The organism is Arthrobacter sp. TJ-236 (assembly GCF_058269235.1).
In genome coordinates this window covers 110,384-128,409 of record NZ_JBZCNI010000002.1, presented here as the reverse complement: position 1 = coordinate 128,409, position 18,026 = coordinate 110,384, and the positions used below count along the sequence as shown (strand labels likewise).

General features: G+C 70.0%; 22 protein-coding genes. 6 read left to right on the top strand and 16 right to left on the bottom strand.

The genetic code is table 11. The features are described from left to right. Positions 1–4: 4 nt before the first annotated feature. Together AC4D16_RS09335 and AC4D16_RS09330 are read right to left on the bottom strand one after the other, a co-directional pair. Positions 5–628, bottom strand: a complete 624-nt coding sequence (locus tag AC4D16_RS09335) for a chloramphenicol phosphotransferase CPT family protein (RefSeq protein ID WP_490955180.1) — start codon at positions 626–628, stop codon at positions 5–7. Continuing rightward, positions 618–938: a putative quinol monooxygenase gene (locus tag AC4D16_RS09330; protein ID WP_490954773.1), complete on the bottom strand. Its 321-nt coding sequence runs from the start codon at positions 936–938 to the stop codon at positions 618–620. The genes AC4D16_RS09335 and AC4D16_RS09330 overlap by 11 nt, the downstream gene beginning before the upstream one ends. A 219-nt stretch (positions 939–1,157) precedes the next feature. Here AC4D16_RS09330 and AC4D16_RS09325 point away from each other — a divergent pair, with 219 nt between their 5' ends. From AC4D16_RS09325 to AC4D16_RS09315, 3 genes are all read left to right on the top strand, one after another. After that, positions 1,158–2,186 carry an isopenicillin N synthase family dioxygenase gene (locus AC4D16_RS09325; protein ID WP_490950515.1) on the top strand — a complete coding sequence of 343 codons (1,029 nt, stop codon included), beginning with the start codon at positions 1,158–1,160 and terminating at the stop codon, positions 2,184–2,186. 386 nt (positions 2,187–2,572) lie between these two features. After that, positions 2,573–2,965 carry a hypothetical protein gene (locus tag AC4D16_RS09320; protein WP_490954772.1) on the top strand — a complete coding sequence of 131 codons (393 nt, stop codon included), beginning with the start codon at positions 2,573–2,575 and terminating at the stop codon, positions 2,963–2,965. 116 nt (positions 2,966–3,081) lie between these two features. Next, a complete protein-coding gene (locus tag AC4D16_RS09315) occupies positions 3,082–4,611 on the top strand; it encodes a signal peptidase I (protein ID WP_490954771.1) in 1,530 nt (509 codons plus the stop codon). A gap of 463 nt (positions 4,612–5,074) precedes the next feature. Here AC4D16_RS09315 and AC4D16_RS09310 read toward each other — a convergent pair whose 3' ends face one another. The 11 genes from AC4D16_RS09310 to AC4D16_RS09260 form a co-directional block, all read right to left on the bottom strand. Beyond that, the gene (locus tag AC4D16_RS09310; RefSeq protein WP_490954770.1) at positions 5,075–5,278 is read right to left on the bottom strand and encodes a hypothetical protein; all 204 of its coding nucleotides are present in this window, start codon (positions 5,276–5,278) and stop codon (positions 5,075–5,077) included. Beyond that, positions 5,275–5,685: a RidA family protein gene (locus AC4D16_RS09305; RefSeq protein WP_490954769.1), complete on the bottom strand. Its 411-nt coding sequence runs from the start codon at positions 5,683–5,685 to the stop codon at positions 5,275–5,277. Before AC4D16_RS09305 ends, AC4D16_RS09310 begins: the two co-directional genes overlap by 4 nt. Before the next feature lie 35 nt (positions 5,686–5,720). Then, complete coding sequence (locus tag AC4D16_RS09300) at positions 5,721–5,978, bottom strand: DUF3253 domain-containing protein (protein ID WP_490954768.1); 258 nt, start codon at positions 5,976–5,978, stop codon at positions 5,721–5,723. Beyond that, complete coding sequence (locus AC4D16_RS09295) at positions 5,971–6,339, bottom strand: 2-polyprenylphenol hydroxylase (RefSeq protein ID WP_490954767.1); 369 nt, start codon at positions 6,337–6,339, stop codon at positions 5,971–5,973. Before AC4D16_RS09295 ends, AC4D16_RS09300 begins: the two co-directional genes overlap by 8 nt. Positions 6,340–6,344: 5 nt before the next feature. Next, positions 6,345–6,803 carry a DUF3817 domain-containing protein gene (locus tag AC4D16_RS09290; protein WP_490954766.1) on the bottom strand — a complete coding sequence of 153 codons (459 nt, stop codon included), beginning with the start codon at positions 6,801–6,803 and terminating at the stop codon, positions 6,345–6,347. A gap of 189 nt (positions 6,804–6,992) precedes the next feature. Then, entirely contained in the window at positions 6,993–7,190 is a 198-nt protein-coding gene (locus tag AC4D16_RS09285; RefSeq protein WP_490954765.1) for a CsbD family protein, read from the bottom strand. 53 nt (positions 7,191–7,243) lie between these two features. Further along, on the bottom strand, positions 7,244–7,846 hold the full coding sequence (locus tag AC4D16_RS09280) for a hypothetical protein (RefSeq protein ID WP_490954764.1): 603 nt from the start codon (positions 7,844–7,846) through the stop codon (positions 7,244–7,246). A 78-nt stretch (positions 7,847–7,924) separates the two neighbouring features. Then, positions 7,925–8,485, bottom strand: a complete 561-nt coding sequence (locus AC4D16_RS09275) for a DUF6286 domain-containing protein (protein ID WP_490950524.1) — start codon at positions 8,483–8,485, stop codon at positions 7,925–7,927. Beyond that, a complete protein-coding gene (locus tag AC4D16_RS09270) occupies positions 8,482–8,871 on the bottom strand; it encodes an Asp23/Gls24 family envelope stress response protein (RefSeq protein ID WP_490954763.1) in 390 nt (129 codons plus the stop codon). Before AC4D16_RS09270 ends, AC4D16_RS09275 begins: the two co-directional genes overlap by 4 nt. Positions 8,872–8,876: 5 nt before the next feature. Further along, a complete protein-coding gene (locus AC4D16_RS09265) occupies positions 8,877–9,059 on the bottom strand; it encodes a DUF2273 domain-containing protein (RefSeq protein ID WP_490954762.1) in 183 nt (60 codons plus the stop codon). A gap of 69 nt (positions 9,060–9,128) precedes the next feature. Next, a complete protein-coding gene (locus tag AC4D16_RS09260; protein ID WP_490954761.1) occupies positions 9,129–9,599 on the bottom strand; it encodes an Asp23/Gls24 family envelope stress response protein in 471 nt (156 codons plus the stop codon). A 193-nt stretch (positions 9,600–9,792) separates the two neighbouring features. On the opposite strand from AC4D16_RS09260, the gene AC4D16_RS09255 reads away from it, so the two are divergent. Beyond that, the gene (locus AC4D16_RS09255; RefSeq protein WP_490954760.1) at positions 9,793–13,413 is read left to right on the top strand and encodes a TM0106 family RecB-like putative nuclease; all 3,621 of its coding nucleotides are present in this window, start codon (positions 9,793–9,795) and stop codon (positions 13,411–13,413) included. A 104-nt stretch (positions 13,414–13,517) separates the two neighbouring features. Here the strand turns inward: AC4D16_RS09255 and AC4D16_RS09250 are convergent, their stop codons facing one another. Further along, positions 13,518–13,721 carry a cold-shock protein gene (locus AC4D16_RS09250; RefSeq protein ID WP_026533290.1) on the bottom strand — a complete coding sequence of 68 codons (204 nt, stop codon included), beginning with the start codon at positions 13,719–13,721 and terminating at the stop codon, positions 13,518–13,520. A gap of 233 nt (positions 13,722–13,954) precedes the next feature. Beyond that, the gene (locus AC4D16_RS09245; RefSeq protein WP_490954759.1) at positions 13,955–14,959 is read right to left on the bottom strand and encodes an LLM class flavin-dependent oxidoreductase; all 1,005 of its coding nucleotides are present in this window, start codon (positions 14,957–14,959) and stop codon (positions 13,955–13,957) included. 137 nt (positions 14,960–15,096) lie between these two features. Here AC4D16_RS09245 and AC4D16_RS09240 point away from each other — a divergent pair, with 137 nt between their 5' ends. Together AC4D16_RS09240 and AC4D16_RS09235 are read left to right on the top strand one after the other, a co-directional pair. Continuing rightward, positions 15,097–15,258 carry a hypothetical protein gene (locus AC4D16_RS09240; protein ID WP_490954758.1) on the top strand — a complete coding sequence of 54 codons (162 nt, stop codon included), beginning with the start codon at positions 15,097–15,099 and terminating at the stop codon, positions 15,256–15,258. Positions 15,259–15,345: 87 nt separating this feature from the next. Next, complete coding sequence (locus tag AC4D16_RS09235) at positions 15,346–16,548, top strand: benzoate/H(+) symporter BenE family transporter (protein ID WP_490954757.1); 1,203 nt, start codon at positions 15,346–15,348, stop codon at positions 16,546–16,548. Positions 16,549–16,608: 60 nt separating this feature from the next. Here the strand turns inward: AC4D16_RS09235 and AC4D16_RS09230 are convergent, their stop codons facing one another. Then, the gene (locus AC4D16_RS09230) at positions 16,609–17,910 is read right to left on the bottom strand and encodes a cation:proton antiporter (RefSeq protein ID WP_490950532.1); all 1,302 of its coding nucleotides are present in this window, start codon (positions 17,908–17,910) and stop codon (positions 16,609–16,611) included. Positions 17,911–18,026 lie beyond the last annotated feature (116 nt).

Genomic DNA, 18,026 nt, shown 5'->3' with positions numbered 1-18,026 from the left:
CCGGTCACTGTACGGGCGGTAGGCGCGGTCCGGGGGCCGCGATCGGATCCGAGGCTGCAGGGACAGTCCCGAGGAACCGCGCGATGTCCACCGCGCACGCCTCCGGGGAACGGTCCGTCGTGTCGACGGCGAGGTCGTAGCTCACGTCGTCGTGCACGCTCAGCGCCTGCCGCCTCGCCATGCCCGCGACGCGGTCGGGGCGGTCGGCCTCCCGTGCAGCAGCGACCTCGGGGGCGCAGTGCACGCCCACCCACACGACGCCCTCGGCCCCGAACAGCGAGCGGAGCCGCTCCTGCCCGGCACCGCCGGAGAGCAGCACCTCGTCGAGGATCAGCGGAGCTCCGGCGGCTGCCATCGCGCGGAGTCCCGCGTACCAGCAGCGTTCGAGCCGCCTGTGCTCCTCGGTGAAGGTGATACTCCCATCCCGGTGAAACGTGATACCGGATGCAGCGTGCTCGCCCCGTCCGGGAAGGGCGTCGATGAACGTGTCCACCCCGAAGGTCAACCACGGTCCCGGGAGGATCTCCTGGAGCGCGCGTGCGATCGACGACGTGCCCGCACTCGATCCGCCGTTGAGGACGAGGACGGATGGACGGAACCCCCGGACCGCGTCCGGATCAGGCGACAGTCAGCTCACCCATGCGGCCCCAGCCCTCCGCGGCGATGCGTTCGCTGATGATCTGCGGTGTCTCCACCAGCGCCTGCGGCATGTCCTGCATGGCCTGCGAGAAGTGGTCGCTGTTCACGTGGGCCTCGGCGGCGTCGTCCTGGAAGGCCTCGACGAGCACGAAGGTGTGGGGATCCTCGACGCTGCGCGACCACTCGAACCACAGGTTGCCCGGTTCCTGGCGGGTCGCCTCCGTGAAGTCGCGGGTGTGCTCGATCCAGCGCTCGCTCCACTCCGGCTTCAGGGTGAACTTGACGACGATGAAAATCATGGGGATGCCTTCCGGTGCGGGGTCGGGTACTCCTTCAACCTAGGCGCTGCACCGGCGGCGTGCATGCGCCGTCTCCGTATGTTGATCACCGGCACCGGGGACGGTACACCTCCCTGTCCCACCGCGAGGCACCCCCGCTCACGGGCAGTACCCCGGCAAGTGCAATACGGCGTAATGCAAACGTGAGGGGGCCCGGCCACCGGGCGTAGCCTCGCCGGAATGCAGCACACACAGGGAAGCATCCCCACCCTCGACCTCAGCACGGCGCGATCCGCCGACGGCACCTTCTCCCCCGACTTCATCGAGGCCCTGCGCGACGCCGCGCACACGGTCGGCTTCTTCCACATCGTGAACTACGGCGCCGCCCCCACCCAGGTGGACGACCTGTTCTCCATCACGCGCCGCTTCTTCGACCTCCCCCTCGAGGAACGCCTGGCCATCCACAACCGCACCTCGCCCCACTTCCGCGGCTACGCGGGTCTCGGGACGGAGATCACCCGTGGCCGCCCGGACGCCCGCGAGCAGATCGACTTCTCCCCGGAGCGCGAACCCGTAGCGGACTACCCCGCGGACGAGCCGTTCTGGCTCCTGCAGGGCCCGAACCTGTGGCCCCGCCACACCCTTCCCGAGCTCGAGCACCGAGCCATGGAGTGGGCGGCCCTGATGTCCTCGGTGGGCGCCGAACTGCTCTCCGCGATCGCCGTGGCCCTCCACCTCCCCGAGGACTACTTCGCGGAGCCCTTCGAGGGGACTCCTGCATGGATGGCCAAACTCGTGCACTACGTCGGCGGCGTCGTCGAGGGTGCCGGCTCCCAGGGCGTGGGCTCCCATGCCGACTACGGCTTCGTGACACTCCTCCTGCAGGACGAGGTGGGCGGCCTCGAGGTGCTGCCGCACGGAACCACCGAATGGGTGCCGGTGACGCCCATCCCGGGGGCGCTCGTCGTCAACCTGGGCGAGATGCTCGAGGTCGCCACCGAGGGCTACCTCGCCGCGACCATCCACCGCGTCACAGCGCCCGCCCCCGGGGTGGACCGTTACGCCATCCCGTTCTTCTGGTCGCCGCGGCTCGATGCCGTGATCGAGCCGGTTCCCTTGACCGAGGACCTCCGCGCCGCGGCGCGCGGTCTCTCCGACGACCCCGACAACCCCATGCTCTCCTCCTACGGCTCGAACATGCTGAAGGGCCGCCTGCGTGCCCACCCGGACGTCACCGAGCTCCACTACCCCGAGCTCGCCGCCCGCTAGCCGCGCGACCCCGGGACAACGAACGACGACGGCGGCACTCACTTCGAGTGCCACCGTCGTCGTGCGCACTGCGTGGCACAGCCGTGCCGCTGGTCCTCCGTTCCTCGCGCGGCGAAGGGCTGGTCGAATTCCGAGCTTTTGCGCCACCAATGACGATCGTGAGGTAAGGATCAACGCTGATTCTGTGCCGGTCGACAAGGATCAGCGCAGGCTAGGGCAAGGAAGATGAACGCAAGGCAAACTCGCTACTACGTTGGTGCTCGTCGAGGGAAGCCAGTCCCCAGATCGTGTGGATCCTGCTCTTCGACATGTTGCTGTAGCTGGAATTACAGCCACGACGGCGCCCCGTCCCGGGTGCCGGATTCTCATTAGAAAGAGGCCCTGTCATGCGTAAGTCCGCAAAGATCATCACCGCCCTGTCCGTCACCGGTCTCGCTGTCGCTGCCGGTTCCGCCTTCACCGGCACCGGTCTCAGCACCTCGGGCGCCGCGGCAAGCGCTCAGTTCATCGGCGGCACGGTGTCGCAGGCTGTCACCGGCGCAACACTCACCAATCTGCAGTACGGATTTGTCGACAACACGACGAAGACGGCCGTCAATCAGGTGACACTGACCTTCGCGGAGGGCGCTAACGGCAAAGCCGTCACGCTGGCCCTGGCCGGCGGCGACGCCGCTATCTTCACCTGCACGGCCGTGACGGCCAACGCGTCGACCTGTAACGCAGCCACGGGTACGAGCCAGACCGGCGTCACGAACGCTACCGTCACCGTCGCTTCGTAGCGGCTAATTGGTTGACCGGCCCCGAAGGGCCGGTCACCCATCCCGTTGTCCGCCACATCGTCACGTGCAGAACGAACTACCCGAGTCCCTGGGGGTAATCGGTGGCTACACCCTTGATGCAGAGACTGAGCAATGTCGGGCTCGTGTTGCTCGCTGCCGTGGCGACATGCGCAGCGCTTGTGCTGGTCAGTGGTCAAGCCGCAGTGGTCATCACCCACGGCATCAGCATGAACCCCGTCTACCACGAGGGCGATCTCGTCGTCGTCGCGCGCGCAGCCTCGTACGGAGTGGGCGACATTGCCGCCTACGACCTCCCTGACAAGGATGAGGTGGCCCTTCACCGGATCATCGACGGCGACAGCAGCGCGTTCATCTTCCAGGGCGACAACAACCAGTCCATCGACCCGATCCAACCGAGCGGTGAAGACCTCGTGGGCCGGGCCGTCCTCCACATCCCCCAGGGCGGCGTGTGGCTCAGGGCCCTCACGAGCCCTCCCGTCCTCGGCCTGGTGGCCTTCGGCCTCGTCACCGCCGGCAGCGCCGTGACCACACGGAAACAGCGCAAGCGAAGGAAAGCAGTCATGGCCCAGCACTCCGCCAGCCCATCAACCGCGTACCAGCCCCTGGGAATGCTTCCTGCACCGCTACGCGTTCCTGCCGCCCTCTGCGCCGCGTCCGCCGTCGTCGGTGTCAGCCTCGGCGCGCTGGCCTGGTCCGCCCCCCTGCAGGTCCCGTCCACGGCGCTGGTCGAAGCCGGCACGCGCATGGACTTCTCCTACACCGCCGCCGTCGGCGAGAGCCCGGCCTACGATGCCACCACCGCAACGTCACCGGACCCGATCTTCCGGACGCGTGCCGATACCGTCGATGTCCGCTACAGCTACTCCGGCGATGCCGGAACCGTGAGCGTGCTCGCCGAGCTGTCGATGCAGGGTGGTTGGCAGTCGACCGTGCCCCTCTCCGAGCCCGCCACCTTCACCGGCAGCGAGCACGAAGGAACCATCCAACTGGACCTCGACGCACTCGAGGCGAGGGCCGAGGCTGGTGCGGTTGCCGCGGGCCTGCCGATGGGCCCCGTCTCGGTCGCCCTGGTGCCCGAAGTGGCCACCGAAACGGGAGCAACGTTCCGGCCCGCGCTGAACCTCGACCTGGCGCCCCTGGCGCTCACCCTCCCCGGGGGCGCAGACAGCCTGTCCGTCACGGACACCGCCGGCGCGCAGCAGACGGCGCTCGTGTCCCGGACGGTCGGCGTCAACGGGGTCGGCATCAGCGCTGCAGCAGCTCGCGTTCTTTCGGCAGTACTGCTGGCCGCAGCCATCATCACCGGAACTATCCTCACGGTCCTGGCCCGCCGGATCACTCCGGAGGACGAAGCCGCAGCAATCCGGCGCCGCTATGCCGCGTTGCTGGTGCGCGTGCATCCCATGCCGGCACCGCAGGGGCGGCCGGTCATCGATGTCACCACCTTCCCGACACTGGCGAAACTTGCCGAACGCTACGGCCTGCTCGTGCTGCACTGGTCCCGCAGCGGCATGGAGACCTTCATCGTCCAGGATGAGAACATCACCTACCGCTACCGACCGGCTCCCATCGACTCATCGAGCGAATCGGAGCTCGACCTCGTGGACGCTCATCAGGAGCGGTGACACCGCATGTCTCGTGAGCGCCCGTCGCGCCCTGCTCGCGAGCGGATCAGGCCTCGCCCATCATCAGGCCCTCGATGGAGTGCTTCTGCGTGATCGGGGTGAGCTCGTCGACAACTGGGCACACGACGTGCCGCCGGACGCGCTCGGGCAGGGAGTCCTAGAAGCCCCGTGTCACCTGCATGGAGTGGTGCTCGGCGTTCCCCGCTCCGGGGGCATCGATCCCGAGCACCAGGGACGGGACGGGATTTCTGCGACTTGTTTCTCGTGCCGCAGTGGATGGTCAGCGCAGAACGGGCGAAGATATCACCCAGGTGGGGGCACGACGGAAACTACTGCGGCACGGACACGTGGATCCAGACGGCACCGCCCTCGGCGGACGGGCTCGGACCTGCGGTTCACGGCGGAAGCGGACCAGCGCCGGCGAGCGTCCGGACCAGGAGCGCGCCGGAGCCGCTCGCGAAGGTCAGGCCGTGGAAGGACGGCGCACGCGCCACCTCGGTGAACCCAGCGCCGCATGCAGCGCGAGCGACGCCGAGTTGGACGTCGAGACGACGCAGTGCACGATGTCCGTCCTCCGGGCCAGCCAGCGGCACCGCAGCACGGTCAGCTCCGCGCCCAGACCCTCGCGGAGGAGCTCCGCGAGGACCGCCGGACGGACCTCCCTCACGCGGGCGTCGGGCGTTCAGCGCCCACAGCGGCGACAGCTTCCAGTTCGACCAGCTGACCCGGGTAGCCGAGAACGGTGACACCGAGCAGCGTGCTCGGCGGCGCAGGGGTTCCGAGCCGCTCGGCCAGCCGGTCCCAGACGTCGACGAGGTCCTGCCGTTCCGCGGATGCCACGTAGATGCGCAGCTGCACCACATCGGCGAGCGCAGCCCCCGATGCGGCGAGGACGGCTTCGAGGTTGTCGAGGGCGAGGTCCGCCTGCCCGCGTGCTCCGTTGCCCCCGACGTCGCCCACGGGCGTGAGCGGGCAGGCACCGGCGCAGAACAGCAGAGCCGACGCCGGAGCGACCCGCTGCGCGTAGGTGTAGGGCACGGGCGCGAGATCGGCAGGTCCGGACGAGGGGATCACCGCCCCAATGTACGCGGAGGCGCAAGGGCGGTCGGTCACGGACGGATCCAGCGGATGCGGATGGGCCCGCGCACGTCGGCCTCCACCCGCTCACCCTTCTGCGTGACGTCGACGAGGCCCTCGTCCGCGAGCCCGAAGGCGATCCGCCGAGCCGCCGGCATGAGGTCGCGCCAGGCGTCTCCCCCGATGCTGCGTGCCGCATCGGACGGGCAGAGCGTCTTATCACAGCCCCGCTGCTCGGCGATGCGCAGGATCTCCGCGCGCAGATCCTCGTCCGAGGGACGGTCAGGCATCGCCGTCGTCCTGCACCTGCTCCGCGGGCGGTTGCGGCGCCTGGTTCCTCGCCTGCAGGGCCTCGAGCTGCTCCAGGGCGCCCGTCCACCGGACTCTCCGCTGGGCGGCGGTCTGCTCCCACCACGGCGTGCCGCGCTCCCCCAGCCCCTCCTTCGCGAGCTGCACCGTGCGGCGTGCCCGTGGCAGTGCCGCGCCGTCGTCGCCCTTCGCACTGTTGCGCACTCCCGAGCGTCCGCGCCCGAGGTGGGACATCAGGCGCGCCTTCACGTCGTCGGGCAGGGAGGGGTCGGTCTTCCGCCAGCGGCGGCCGCTGTGCAGGAAGAAGCGCTCGTCGTCGGAGGTGCCTGCGAGATCACTCACGGCGGTCAGCTCGCGGACCCGGGCGGGCCGATGAGCAGCAGGACCGTGAACACCACGGAGACCCCGACGATCGCCACGAACACGGCCGTCAGGGGCGCTCGGAGCACCCATGCCTGCAGCTGCTCCAGGAGGTTGCGGGGGTGCTCACCGCCGGGGGCGAGGCGCCAGGAACCGGCGAGCCGGCCCTTCCGCTCGATCCAGCGCTCGTAGGGGATGGTGGCGAAGGGGACGACGGCGGAGGCGAGGCCGAGCACGCCCGTCACCGGGGACCAGCGCTGGTTGATCCAGACGAATGCGACCGTCAGGACGAAGCAGAGGAACACGAACCCGTGCACCGCTCCGGCGGGTGGCACCAGCGCCTCGGTGGTGCGCGTGACGTACTTGAAGAACATGCCCAGCAGCAGGAACGCCCACGTGATCGCTTCCGCGACGGCAACGGTCCTGAACAGGGTGCGGGGGTTCATCGGTCCTCCTGGTCGGCTCTGCATGGTGGTTCCATCCTCCCATCAGCCGCCCGGCCTCACGATCGCCGGGAAGAGAGCCGGGAAGAGAGCCGGGCACCGAGCCGGGCATGGAACCGGGCATGAAGCCGGGCATGAAGCCGGGCATGAAGAAGGCCCCGGAGCCGATGCTCCGGGGCCCTTTCGGCGGGACTACTTGCCCTTGAAGGCGTTCGTCACGTCGGACGCGGCGTCCTTGACGTTCTCGCCGGCCTGCTTGGTGGTGGCCGAGGCCTGGTCGGCCTGGCCCTCCGCCTTGAGGTCCTGGTTGTTCGTGGCGTCGCCGGCGGCCTCCTTGGCCTTGCCCGCGAGTTCCTCGGCCTTGTTCTTCGCCTTGTCGATGAAGCTCATGATGCGTCCTTCCCTGTTCCGTTCTCGTCCCCGGGGGGATCCCCGGCGATGCGTTACTGCGTAACGTTCCTGGTTCTCGACGCCGTGGAGACGTCGATGATGATGGCCACCGTGCGCGGCACGGCTTCGAGCGACGACGCGAGGCGCTCCACGGCGCCTCCACGGATCGAGGCCACGGTCTCCGCGATCTCGGCCCTGTGGTTCAGCGTGGCGCGGATGGTGATATCCGGCGCCCCGGCACTTCCCCGGAGCACGCTCCTCGCCTTCTGTACGTCCGGCAGCTGCTCCACATCGGCGTTCAGGGTCCCCTCGAGGAGGGCCGGGTTCAGCGTCACGAGGCCGTTGTCATCGGCGGCGTGCAGCCGGTACACCCGGGCACGACGGCGGCGGGGCACCTGTGCGGCGAGCCACGCCAGTCCGAGGACCGCGAGGATCACGCCTGCGGCGACCAGCCCACCCTGCAGTGCGGGTGCGGCTGCCGTGGCCTCGGGGTCGAACCCGACCACCGGCGTGCCGCTTGAGGGGGTCGGCGCGCCCTGGACCACCGAGCCGAGGAGGCCCAGCGTGGCTGCGAGGAGTGCTGCCGCTCCGATGAGGAGCACGAGGCCGATGACGGCGAGCCAGAACCTGTTGAGCCGTGCGGGTGATTGCCTCATGATCGTCTCCTTCCGAGGGTGTGCCTGGGGATGATGTCCGGCGTACCGGGATGCGCGGTGGTGGGGTCCGGGGTCAGGTCAGTCATGGTGCTCCGTCCTGGCGCGCACCCTGACCCTGGGCGCGGGCTTCAGGCCGAGATCGTCCACCGAAGACTGGACGACGTCCCTGACCGTGGCCTGGAGTTCACCTGTGGACACGAGGTACGTGGACAGGGAGAGCTTCAGTCGTCCGCCCCGAAGCTGGGCGCGGGCGGCCGAGACGCCGTCCACCCGCTCGGCGCGGGCCGTCGCGAGGCGTTCGACGGCGGAGCGTCCCATGACCGTCGTGGTGCCGTCCATACCGTGCCAGGTGGTTCCCGCTGTGAGCGCGGTGCGCCGCCCCGGCAGCAACGCCGCCAGCAGGAGTACCAGGCCGATCACCGCGGCCACCGCCGCGGCGGCGTAGAGGGCGGTGGAGCCCCACGTCACGGCCGTGGTGGTCGAGAGGGCGCCTTCGGCAAGGGAGGTGTCCCCCGTGAGCGCGGACACCCCGAGCCAGACGAGGCCTGCCCCGGCGGCGACGAGCACGATGGCTGTGAGCGTGGCCGGGAGCGTCCGGCTGGGCCGGCGGGGCAGCTTGTGTGCCGATGCGGTACTCATGCGAGCGTCCTTCCCTTGCCGGCGGAACCGTTCTCGAGCGAGGCGATGGTGACGTCGATACGTCCCACGTGCACCGCCGTCGTGCGTTCGAGGACGTCCGTGACGTGGCGGCGGAGCGCCTCGGACCCCGCACGGAGCGGCGCCGGGTACTGCATCGCGACCGTCAGGGAGACGTACGCGATGGTGCCGTTGAGTTCGACGTCGGCACTGGGCCTGGCGTCCAGGTCACCCGAGGCTCCGAGCCCCAGGACCCCGCCGGATCTGCCGCCGATGAATGGCAGCTCGGAGGCGGCCTGGCTGGCGATCTTCCGCAGCACCTTCTCCTTCATGACGAGGTGTCCGCGATGCGCCGCATCCGGCGCCTGCGGATCGGTGGTGTTCCTCATGGCGCTCACCCGTTCGAGCTGCGGCGGTTCAGGAGGTCCTGCACGTCCAGCTTGCCCTCGAGGTAGCGGCCGATGGCGAGGCCCACCGCGGCGAAGAAGACGACGGCGATGAACTGGAGGAACCCGCCGAACACGGCGACGATCCCCAGGAGGAGACCTACGAACAATCCGATGGTGCTGCGCGACATGATGCTGTCCTGTCTGATGGGAGAGGGGGAGGAAGGTGCGGCGGACGGAGCGCCCGCCGCACGGAGGTGCTACTCGAGCTCGGTGCCGCGACCCGAGGTCTCGGCGTCGTCCTCGTCACCCGGCAGGTGCACGTCGGTGACGTTGACGTTCACCTCGATGACCTCGAGCCCCGTGGCGCGCTCCACGGAGTTCACGACGTTGCGGCGGATGTTCTCGCTCACCTCGACGATCGAGCTGCCGTAGTCCACGACGATGCTGACGTCGATCGCCGTCTGGCGCTCGCCCTTCTCGACGCTCACGCCACCGCTGACGTTGGTCTGCGAGCCCGGGATGCGCTCGGTGATCTGGTTGAAGGCGCGGCGTGCCGCGTTGCCCATGGCGAAGACGCCGGGTACCTCGCGGGTGGCGACACCGGCAAGCTTCTGGACGACGGCCTCCGCGATGGTGGTGTCGCCCTTCTCGGTCTGCAGTGGGCCCTTGCGGACGGCGGCGGACTCGGTGCTCGGGGTGGACTTCTGGGCGGTCACTGTCTCGGCCATGATGCGTTTCCTTCTCTGACGATGGGACTGAATGCGTCGTACATGGGTAAGTCGTCGCCCGCGGGGCAAAGCGCACGGTGCATCGCTGAGACGCTGGTCACAGGAAGGTCGGCGTCCCGTGGTTCAGTGGTCCCGTAGTGTCCACACCTCCCGCACATCTCGTACCTCCCACACTGCTGAAGGGCCCGCCCGCATGTTCCTCCTCGAACCGGCCGTACCGGCCGCCGGTGCCGCGCCCGCGCACGCCGATCTCGTGTTCTCGGCGACGGACCTCGTCACGGCGTCCGAATGTGGGTACCGGCTGCTGCGCATCCTCGACGAGAAACTGGGCCGTGCGCCGAAGGCGGTGTTCGCCCCGGACGAGATGCTGCAGCGCGCGGCCTCCCTCGGCGACGTGCACGAGCACCGTGTCCTCGAGGAGCTCGTCGCCGAGCACGGCTCCTGGTCGGCCGGCACCAGCGGCGGCGTGTACGAGGTCGAGACTGCTGTCTCGATGGACCGTGCCACGCTCACCGCCAAGCACGAGGAATCCCTCGGCGCCCTCCGCTCCGGAGCCTCGGTGGTGTTCCAGGCGGCATTCTTCGATGGCACGTTCCACGGCCGCTCCGACTTCCTCGTCCGTGAACCGGATTCCTCCTACGCGGTCTGGGACACGAAGCTGGCCCGGCACGCGAAGGTGGGTGCCCTGCTCCAGCTCGCCGCGTACGGCGATCAGCTGATCACCGCCGGCATCCCCACGTCACCGGAGGTCACGCTGGTGCTCGGCGACCGCTCCCGCAGCATGCACAGCCTCACGGACCTGCTGCCCGTGTTCCGGGAACGGCGGTCACGCTTCCTCGACCTGGTCACCCGACACCGGCAGCAGCCGCACCGCGTGGCGTGGAACAGCCCCGACGTCGGTGCCTGCGGCCGCTGCGACTACTGCTCCGAGCAGGTCACGGCCACGCGCGACCTCCTGCTGGTCGCGGGCATGACGGGTGACCGCCGCGCGAAGCTGAGGGGTCAGGGCATCAGCACCATCGACGCGCTCGCCGCCATGGACCCCCGCCCGGAGGACGCTCCCCTGCAGCGCCTCCACGAGCAGGCGCGCCTGCAGGTGGGCCTCGGGGAGGTGGACGGCGCCGTGACCTACCAGGACGCCGACGCCGTGGAGCACACCGTCTCCTACCGTCTGCTGCCCGGCGCCACCGTGGCCTCGTTGCCCGCGCCCAGCCACGGGGACATCTTCTTCGACTTCGAGGGGGACCCGCTGTGGCAGGACCCGGTGGACGGCACCTGGGGGCTCGAATACCTCTTCGGGGTCGTCGAACAGCCCGAGGACCGCGACGCGGAACCACCGTTCCGTCCGTTCTGGGCGCACAGCCGCTCCGAGGAACGCGCGGCGCTCGTCGACTTCCTCGAGTACGTGGCGGCCCGCCGGCAGCGGTACCCGGACCTGCACGTCTACCACTACGCCGCGTACGAGAAGAGCGCCCTGCGGCGCCTGTCCCTGGTGCACGTCATCGGGGAGGACGCCGTGGACACCCTGCTGCGCGAGGGCGTGCTGGTGGACTTGTACGAGACAGTCCGGCACAGCCTGCGTATCAGCGAACGCTCCTACAGCATCAAGAAGCTCGAACCCCTCTACATGGGTGACCGGCTGCGGTCGGGTGACGTCACGGACGCAGGCGCCTCCGTCGTCGCCTACGCCGCCTACTGCGCTGCGCGCGATGCCGGTGAGGAACCACTGGCCGCGCGGGTGCTGGCGGGTATCAGCGACTACAACCGCTACGACTGCCTCTCCACCCTTCGGCTGCGCGACTGGCTGCTGGCGCTGGTCCCCGGGTCCGGCCGGCTCTCCCCGGTCTCCGGGGAGGTCGACGACGCCGATACGTCGCTCGCCGAGGAGGACGCCTCGACGTACGGGCCCAGGGCGGAGGAGGCCCGCCTGCTCGACCACCTCGCCGGACTCCCCGCCGAGCAGGCGCTGCAGGCCGACCGGCGGGCGGTGGCCATGGTCGCCGCCGCGGTGGGCTACCACCGGCGCGAACGGAAGCAGTTCTGGTGGTCCCACTACGACCGCCTCGCAGCGCCGCCGCACGACTGGGAGGAATCGCGGGACGTCCTGGTCCTCGACGAGGTCCGCGTGGAGCAGGACTGGGAGCGACCCACCCCGCGGTCCAACCCCGTACGCGTGCTCGCCGCACGTACGCGCCTGCAGCCCGGGGTGGAGGCCCAGGTTGGGTCCACCCACTTCGCGATCTACGATGCGCCCACGCCCCCGGGCACCGATGACGAGGACAGCAGCGGTGTGGGCCGCGGTGGGTGGTACGACGTGGCGGTCACCGGGCTCACCGAGGAGCGCGGTGCCCTCCGGCTCCTGATCCGTGAGAAGTTGCGGAAGGGCGGCGAGCCACGCGGTGAGTTCCCCGTGGCCCTGGCGCCCGACCGGCCCCTCCCGACAGGCTCCCTCGAGAAGGCACTGATCGCCCTCGCGGACCGGGTGGGTCAGACGTTGCCCGGGGTTCCTGACGGCCCTGCTCTCGATCTCCTCCGCCGGCTGCCTCCCCGGCTCGCCGGCGGCGCCCCGCTCCCCGAGGTGCCACCCGGACCGGACGGCTACGCGCAGGCCATCACGTCGGCCCTGCTGACACTCCGGGATTCCTACCTCGCCGTGCAGGGGCCCCCCGGTACCGGCAAGACCCACGTGGGAGCCGACGTCATCGCGCGTCTCGTGCGTCACGGCTGGAAGGTCGGCGTGGTGGCGCAGTCCCACGCCGTGGTCGACAACCTGCTCTGCCGCGCGCTGGAGGCGGGCGTCCCCGAGCACGTCGTCGCGAAGAAGCTCAAGGGCGCGGAGGAGGTGCCGTGGACGCGCAGGGCGGACGCCGACATCGTCCACCTCCTCGCCTCCGAGGGAGGCTGCCTCGTGGGTGGGACGGCCTGGACGATGACGGGCTCGAGCATCCCGCCGGCCTCGCTCGACCTGCTCGTCATCGACGAGGCGGGGCAGTTCTCGCTCGCGAACACCCTGGCCGTCGCGCAGGCCGCCACCAGGCTCCTGCTCCTCGGGGACCCGCAACAGCTCCCCCAGGTCTCGCAGGGCACGCACCCCGAACCGGTGGACCAGTCGGCCCTGGGCTGGCTGTCCGACGGCCACGCCACGCTGCCGCCCACACTCGGGTACTTTCTCGCCGACACATGGCGCCTGCACCCCGCGCTGTGCGACGCCGTCTCGACCTTCGCCTACGACGGGCGGCTGACCACGGCCCCCGCGGCGCGCGGCCGGCACCTGGACGGCGTGGGCCCGGGGATCGCCCTGGTCGAGGTGGAGCACGCGTCCAACACCACCTCTTCGCCCGAGGAGGCCGCGGAAGTGGTGCGGCAGGTGCGCCGACACCTCGGGTCGCCGTGGACGTCCGGGGAGGCGACCGACGCAACCGGCGGGGCAACCGGCGGAGCGTCGTCGCCGCGGCCCCTCGGTGAGGAGGACATCCTGGTGGTCGCCGCCTACAACGCGCAGGTGCACCTGGTGCAGCGTGCACTCGCGGTGGCCGGCCTGCGGAAGGTGCGCGTGGGAACCGTGGACCGGTTCCAGGGTCAGCAGGCCGCCGTCGTGCTCGTCACGATGGCGACGTCCTCCGCGGCGGAGGCCCCTCGCGGCATCGGGTTCCTGCTCAACAGGAACCGGGTCAACGTCGCGGTGTCGCGTGGGCAGTGGCGGGCCGTCATCATCAGGTCACCGTGGCTCACGCACCACATGCCGACCACCCCGGCGGCACTGGCCGAACTCGGCGCGTTCATCGGGCTGTGCGAGCGCGGGCGCCTGAACTGACGTCGGCGCCCCCAGCGGTCACACTGGCGCCGGTTAATGCAAAAACAGGCCGGACCGAAGTCCGACCTGTTTCCGCGAAAAGAATCTAGGAGAAGATCCGAGCCTTAGAGGGGCTGGATGTTCGACGCCTGAGGACCCTTGGGGCCCTGCTCGGTGTCGAAGCTGACCTTCTGGTTCTCATCAAGCGAGCGGTAGCCGCTTGCGTTGATGGCGGAGAAGTGTGCGAACACGTCTGCGCTTCCGTCGTCGGGAGCAATGAATCCAAAGCCCTTTTCAGCGTTGAACCACTTCACGGTACCTGTTGCCATTTTTGTTTATCCTTCTGAAATTCAGACGCGATCCGACTTTCGGAACGCCCCAGTCGCGGCGTGCTTGTCCGCTTTTTCAGAGACGCATCCGGCCCCTAAGGGCTGGACAGCGTGAAATACAAATGCGCAACACTACAACCACGCCCCACTTAACCAAACGAAGGTGGGTCATGGCAAGCAGAGACCACAACTTGTTCGCCGAGAGCCCATGTGATCGTCCCGTCCGGGTCGGCTCACGCCGCCGTTCGGGCCCCTGCCGTGAGCAGCATGGCGTCCGAGAGCAGCTCGAAGGAGCGGAGCCAGGTGGCCGTGCTGCCCGCCTGCGTGGCGACGATCAGCTCGTCCGCCCCCACCTGCGCCGCGAAGCGTTCGAGGTAGTCGCGGACCACGTCGGGCGTCCCCACGGCGCTGTAGCGCGCCATCTCCGCCATGTGCTGACCGCCGGGCGAGGCCAGGATCGCCTCCTGCTCCTCACGGGTGAACGTCTGCCCGCGCCCGAGGAGCAGCGTGACGCGCCGGAGCATCGCCTCGTGGAACTCGTGGTGCGCCTCGCCCGCGTCGTCCGCGGCAATCACGTTGACGCCCGCGATGAAGTGTGGTGCGTCGTTCTGGGCCGACGGGGTGAACTCGCGGCGGTAGATGCTGGCGGCGTCGTGCAGGGCCTGCGGCGCGAAGTGGGACGCGAAGGCGAACGGGAGACCGAGCACGGCGGCGAGACGCGCGCCGAACAGGGAGGAGCCGAGGATGTACAGCGGCACGTTCGTCCCGCGTCCCGGCGTGGCCTGGACGCCCGGCACGCGGGAGTCTCCCGTGAGGTAGCCCTGCAGCTCGAGGACGTCCTGGGGGAAGCTCTCGGCGGCCATGGGATCGCGGCGGAGAGCACGCGCGGTGGTCTGGTCACTCCCCGGCGCGCGGCCGAGCCCCAGGTCGATCCGTTTCGGGTACAGGCTCTCTAGCGTGCCGAACTGCTCGGCGATGGTCAGCGGCGAGTGGTTCGGCAGCATCACGCCCCCGGAGCCGAGGCGGATGCTCGACGTCCTCGCGGCGACGTGCGCGATCAGCACGCTCGTGGCCGACGAGGCGATGCTGCCCATGTTGTGGTGCTCCGCGTACCAGATGCGCCGGTAGCCCCACGCCTCCGCGTGCTGGGCCAGGGTGACACTCGCGGCGAACGTCTCCGCGGGCGTTGAACCCTCGGCGACCTGCGCGAGATCGAGGATGGACAGGGGAAGAGTCATGGGGGAACCTCTCGACATCGGTGCGCGCACGGGCACGCCGCACGCCTCTTGGAGGAACGACGCCACCGGAGCTTCTATTTCCCCGGCGGTCGTTCCCGGGCAGCGGCCTGTCATGGCCCTTCTGACAGACTGGCCCCATGGCCACTCACGACCTTCCGACCACCGAACCAGAGCTCCGCGAGCGCCAGGACCACCTCGTCCGGCTCCTCGCCGTCGAGCAGAACACCGCGCGGCTCCAGGACCTGAGCGACGAGCTCGAGGCCGTCCAGCGTCGCCTCGAGCAGGTCCGCGGGACCTGACAGACCTGATGGACCTGATGGACCTGATGGACCGACGTCGACCCCGTGGGGCCGCCGGCGTGAGGCCTCCGGCATGAGATCCCCCGCATGACGTCATCCGTGCATCCCGGCCACGCCGGGCGTCCGCTGCAGGAACCGGTCCTCGCCGGCATGGTGACGGCGCTCGTCGGCTTCACGTCGTCGTTCGCGGTGGTCCTCGCGGGGCTACGGGCCACCGGGGCCACAGCCGAGCAGGCCGCGTCGGGGCTGCTCGCGCTCACCGCCGTCGTCGGCCTGGGGATCGTCCTGCTGGCGCTGCGCTACCGGATCCCCGTGACGCTCTCGTGGTCCACCCCCGGGGCGGCGCTGCTCGCCGGTGCCACCGTGCCCGACGGCGGCTGGGCCGCCGCGGTGGGGGCCTTCCTCGTCACGGCGCTCCTGATCCTGCTGACCGGGGCGGTGCCCTGGCTCGGACGCCTCGTCGCGCGGATTCCCCAGCACCTCGCGCAGGCCATGCTCGCGGGCGTCCTGCTGCCCCTCTGCCTCGCACCCTTCCGCTCGCTCGGCACCATCCCGCTGCTGGTCCTGCCGGTGATCCTGGTCTGGCTCGTCGCCTCCGCCGTGGTCCCCCGCTGGGCGGTACCCCTGGCGCTCGTCGCAGCGTTGGTGATCATCGCCGTCGATCTCCTCCGCACCGGAGCGGTGATCGACCCGGCGTCCCTGGCGCCCTCGCTCTCCGTCACCCTGCCGACGTTCGAGCCGGGTGCCGTCATCGGCATAGCCCTGCCGCTCTACGTCGTGACGATGGCGTCACAGAACCTTCCCGGCGTCGCCGTCCTGTCCTCCTTCGGCTACCGCGCGCCGTGGCGGGCCGCGCTCACCGTCACGGGCCTCGGGACGGCCGCGGCCGCGCCCTTCGGCGGGCACGCGGTGAACCTCGCCGCCCTGTCCGCGGCCCTCTCCGCGGGCGAGGGGGCAGGAGCGGACAAGGACCGCCGGTGGGTAGCCGCGCTCACGGCGGGGTTGACCTACCTGGTGCTGGCAGCGGGCTCGGGGGCGCTCGTCGTCGTCGTGGGCGCGGCGCCCCCGGGGCTCGTGGAGGCCGTTGCCGGCCTGGCGCTCATCGGCACCATGGCGACGGCAGTGACCTCCGCCTTCCGCGAGGCCGAGGGCCGCATGAGCGGGGCCGTCACGTTCCTCCTCGCAGCCTCGGGCCTGTCGATCGGTGGGATCGGCGGCGCGTTCTGGGCGCTCGTCGGCGGGCTGGCGGTTCGCGCCGTGCTCGAGCGGGAAGCGGCTCGGCGGCACTGACGGCACCCGCGGTGGACTTCCCGTTCATCGCCGGAGCCACGGCGATGTCCGTCCAGCGTGTCAGACGGCGGTGTTCGGCGCCTGCGCCTCGTCACCCTGCTCGCGCGCCCGCTTCTCGCGTGCACGGTCGAGCGCGTTGATCACGGGAGCCGCGGTGATGCCGTGGATCACGATGGACAGCACGATCACGAGCCCGCCGATGCGCCACAGCGCGGACTCGTCGGCGGCGAACTCGCCCTTCGAGAGCGCGTAGCTCAGGTAGTAGATCGAACCGATGCCGCGTACCCCGAAGAACGCGAGCACGCCGCGCTCCCGCGGACCGGTCTTGCCGCGGGCCAGGCTGATCCAGGCCGTCAGAGGCCTCACCAGGAGGATGAACGCGACGGCCACCACGATCTCCAGCATCTGAAGGCCCTCGAACAGGCCACGCGCCACCGCTCCCCCGAGGAGCACAAGCACGACGACGGTCAGGAGCCGCTCGAGCTGTTCGATGTAGCTGTGCAGCACGCCGTGGTAGCCGTTGGTCTGTTCTCCCATGCGGATCGTGACGGCGCAGACGAACACCGCGATGAAGCCGTAGCCCTCCACCGCCTCGGTGAGGCCGTAGGTCAGGAACGTCGCGGCGAGCGCCACGAAGCCCTCCGAGTAGTTGGCGAGGCGGATGCTCTTCAGCGGCGTCCGGAAGAAGACCCGCCCGAGCAGCTTCCCCATGCCGAACCCGAAGGCGCAGCCGATGATCATGCGCCAGAGGACGTCGAGCAGGATCCACTCGGGGAACCACGCGGACGGGCTGAGACCCACGGTGCTGAGGAGGATCGCCAGGTACACGAACGGGAAGGCGAGCCCGTCGTTCAGGCCCGCTTCGGAGGTCAGACCGAAACGCACCTCGTCCTCGCCGTCGAGTTCCTCCTCCGACTCCGAGGGCTCCCCCACCTGCACCTCGGAGGCGAGCACCGGGTCGGTGGGAGCCAGTGCGGCGGCGATGAGGAGAGCGGACGCGACGCCGAGCCCGAGGATCCACATCCCCATCAGCGTGAGCGCGACGATGCACAGCGGCATGGCGATGCCGAGCAGGCGCCACGTGGTGGACCAACGGTGCCACCCTACGGGCCTGTCCAGGGCGAGACCGGCACCCATCAGCGAGATGATGACGCACACCTCGCTGAGGTGGAGGGTGACGTCGCCGTAGGCCAGCGGGTCCGGATCCGGGAGGTCGGGAGCGAAGCTGAAGATGAGGATCCCCGCGGCGAGGAACACCATCGGCATGGACACCGGCGCCCGCTGCAGCAGCCGGGGCAGCAGGGCTGCGGCGAAGACGGCGAGGCCGGCTGCCGCGAAGATGATGCTCGGAGCTTCGAACACGCCGTACCTCTTCCGTAGTCATCCCGCGTCCCGGGCCGCGGGATGGGTGCCCGATCCCGGGTCAGGCAACCCTCCCACGAATACCGCGGGCAGGGGCACGGCCGGGGCGCGGCGTC